At 75.2% G+C, this 3,087-nt stretch carries 3 protein-coding genes; 2 read left to right on the forward strand and 1 reads right to left on the reverse strand.

The window, feature by feature from the left end:
* Positions 1-1,763: nSTAND1 domain-containing NTPase (locus CS062_RS24930; RefSeq protein WP_199174356.1), on the reverse strand; the 1,763-nt coding region annotated here is incomplete at its 3' end.
* A 288-nt stretch (positions 1,764-2,051) separates the two neighbouring features.
* Between CS062_RS24930 and CS062_RS24935 the strand changes: the two genes are divergently transcribed.
* Positions 2,052-2,636, forward strand: a complete 585-nt coding sequence (locus CS062_RS24935; RefSeq protein ID WP_099864540.1) for a Pvc16 family protein — start codon at positions 2,052-2,054, stop codon at positions 2,634-2,636.
* A gap of 19 nt (positions 2,637-2,655) precedes the next feature.
* Positions 2,656-3,087, forward strand: a 432-nt coding sequence (locus CS062_RS24940; RefSeq protein ID WP_143742517.1) for a hypothetical protein, incomplete at its 3' end; no start/stop codon positions are given.

The following is a 3,087-nucleotide window of genomic DNA, read 5'->3' on the forward strand; positions in this document are numbered from 1 at the left end:
AGCAGCAGCGCGCTCGCCCGGCCCGCCTCGCGCCAGCGGGCGACCCAGGGCCGCAGCTCGTCACGCGCCGACAGCGCGACGCGGTGCTGCGCGACCCAGGCGGTGACCCGCGGCCAGCGCCGCAGCAGCGCCTCGTGGGCCACGCGGTAGCCGTTGACGCCACCCGCGTGGTCCGCCACCAGCAGGCGAGCCTCGACGAACGCGGCGACCAGCGCGCGCTCGGGCGCGTCGCTCAGCTCCGCCGCGGCGACCCAGCGGCCGGTCGGCGACGCCTCCTCGCCGGCCAGCGACACCAGGCGCGGCAGCAGCCGCGGCAGCGCCTCCTGCTGGTCCGCCGGCAGTTCACGCAGCAGCGCCTCCGCGCGGCGGCCGATCGCGCCCTCCAGGCCGCCCAGGTCCTCATAGGCCGACCAGGCCAGCACCTCGCCCGGCGCCCGGTGCAGGTAGAGCTGCTGCAGCGTGTACTGCAGCAGCGGCAGCGCATCCGGCGCCTGCATCGCGTCGGCGCAGAGCCGGTCGTCGAGCCGGTTCAGCCCGCTCTCGTCGGCGCCGTAGCTCAACCCGGCGGCACGCGCCGGCAGCCGGATCATCTGCGCGATGGCGCGCGCGCCGGGCGGCGCCAGGTCGAGGTGGGCGCCGCTCTCCTTGCCGCGCATCAGCAGCGGCCGCCGCGCCAGCGCCGCATAGAAGTCGTTGCGGCAGACGGCCAGCACGACCAGCCGCGTGCTGCGCACCAGCCGCTCCAGCGCGTCGAACCAGGCCGCGGTGTGCACCTCGTCCTCCTGCAGCACCGCCTCCAGCCGGTCCAGCACCAGCAGCGGCGGTGCCTGCGCGCCCCCGCGGAGCGCGCGTGTCGCGTCCAGCCCGATCGCGAGCTGGCGCAGCACCTCGTCCGGTGCATCGCGCAGCGCCGCCGCCAGCGTGTCGATGCTGTAGCCGGACAGCAGCGGCACGCCCTGGCACTCCCAGTCCAGCATCGCGCCGGCCACGCCCGCCCAGGCATCGAGACCGCCCAGCGCGCCCAGGTCGACGCTGGCGGCGGCGCAGACACGCAGCGCGCGGTCGCCACGGTCGTCATCGACGGCCGGGCGCGCCAGCGCCGGCATCAGTCCCGCCTGCACCAGCGAGGTCTTGCCCGAGCCGCTCGGCCCCAGCAGCACCACCAGCGGATGGCCCAGCCGCCATTGCCGCGTCAGGCGCGCATGCAGCGCGGCGACGGCGTCGTCGCGGCCAAAGAACACGCTCGCGTGCGCGGCGTCGAACGGCTCCAGGCCGCGGAACGGCGACTGTCCCCGCCAGCCGCCGGCATGGCTGCGCGGCCCCTGCGCCGACAGCACCCCGATCGGCGCCACCACCCGGTAGCCCTGCTTGCGGATGGTCTCCAGGTAGCGCGGCGTCGCGGCGCTGTCGCCCAGCGCGCGGCGCAGGCCGGCCACCACCTTGTGGACCGGGTTGTCGCCCAGCGTCGTCGCATCGGGCCAGCAGTCCTGCAGCAGCGCCTCGGCGGGCACCACCTCGCCCGGCTGGCGGCACAGCGCGACCAGCACCGCCATCGGTCGCGGCTCCAGCACCACGGTTTCGTCGCCGCGGCTCAGTCGCCGCGTCCGCACCTCCACCCGCCAGTCCCCGAGCAGGAACTCGCGCGGCGCGGCGGCCAGCACGCCACCGACGAGCGTACCGTCCGCACCGGTGCCCTTCGGCCGGGATGGCGCAGCCGTCGCGGCCAACGCGGGCGCCCGGCCTTCGCCACTGCTCCTGTCCATGGTGATTGCTCCCTGCGACGCGCCTCTGCGGGCGGTGATGGCGCGGAGTCTAGGAGCGCCGGCCTCGCCCGTCAGCACCTGGGCCCCGGCAGGGTTGACAGCTTGACAGCCGCGCCCGCATCGACATGCCCGCCACCGGCCGTTCGCCGAGCCGGATCTCGGCAATCGCGCCCGCCAACATCCGCATCCGCCGGATGGGCCGCGGCGGGACGCGCTCCTATCGTTCATCCCATCGACCTTCCGGCGCCTCGCGGCGTCCGAGCCTCCCACCCGTCCTCGGCCCTCACCATGATCGACGCCGTCCTCCTCCACCTCGCCGGCCACCTGAATGCGGTGCTGCGCCGCTCGCACCAGTCGGCGGAGGACCTGGTCGCGGTGACCGCGCTGCACGAGGCCGACGGCGGACCGGCGGCCGGGGCCTCGCACCGGCTCGCCGCCTTCCTGGTGAACATCGAGCGCGATCCGGTCGCCAGCCTGCCGGCCCAGGCGCTGGGCAGCGGCGATCGGCTGGCCCGCTCCGCCCCGCCGGTGCAGCTGAACCTGCTGGTGATGTTCGCCGCCAACTACGGCGGCAGCACCTATCCGGAAGCGCTCAAGCTCATCGCCAGCACCATCGCCTGCTTCCAGGCCACGCCGGTGCTGGACACGCAGAACTCGCCCGGCCTGGACCCGCGCCTGGACAAGCTCACGCTGTCGATCGAGCCGCTGAACCTGCACGAGATGGCGACGCTGTGGGGCGTGCTCGGCGGGCGCTACCTGCCCTCGGTGCTGTACCGGGTGCGCCTGATCACCATCGATGCCCGCCAGTCCGATGCCCAGTTGCCGGCGGTGCGCACCCCGGGCGTCGGCATCGGCGTCGGCGCCCGCAGCTGATCGCGAAGGAGCACGCACCATGGGCCCGTACCTCCCACTGCTGCGCATCGACGTCGAACACGGCTATTACGCCGACGGACGTTGCCGCGGCCTGCGTTTTGTCCCCGCCGGCACGACCGCGGAACGGCTGCATCGCGCCGATGCGCTGGTGCGGGCCGATGGCGGCACGCTGCTCGTGCACGGCACCGCCGAGACGATCGAGCGGCTGCACGCCGACGCCGATCGTGACGACGGCGACGCCGCGCTGAGCTGGCTGGTGCATGCGACCGACGACGACTTCGCCTGCGGCACCGAGGACCCCGCCGACCGGCCCCGCGAGCTGCTGTGGGTCGCTCCGGGCGAGGCGGGCAATCCCGGTGGGCACGCCGCGACGCTCGTGGCCATGCCCAAGGCGCTGAACGCGCCGGAGGTGGCGGCGCTGCTCGCGCCGGGCGACCGCTGGCTGCCGCCG

It is taken from the genome of Roseateles chitinivorans, assembly GCF_002761755.1.
Classification (GTDB): domain Bacteria; phylum Pseudomonadota; class Gammaproteobacteria; order Burkholderiales; family Burkholderiaceae_C; genus Roseateles; species Roseateles chitinivorans.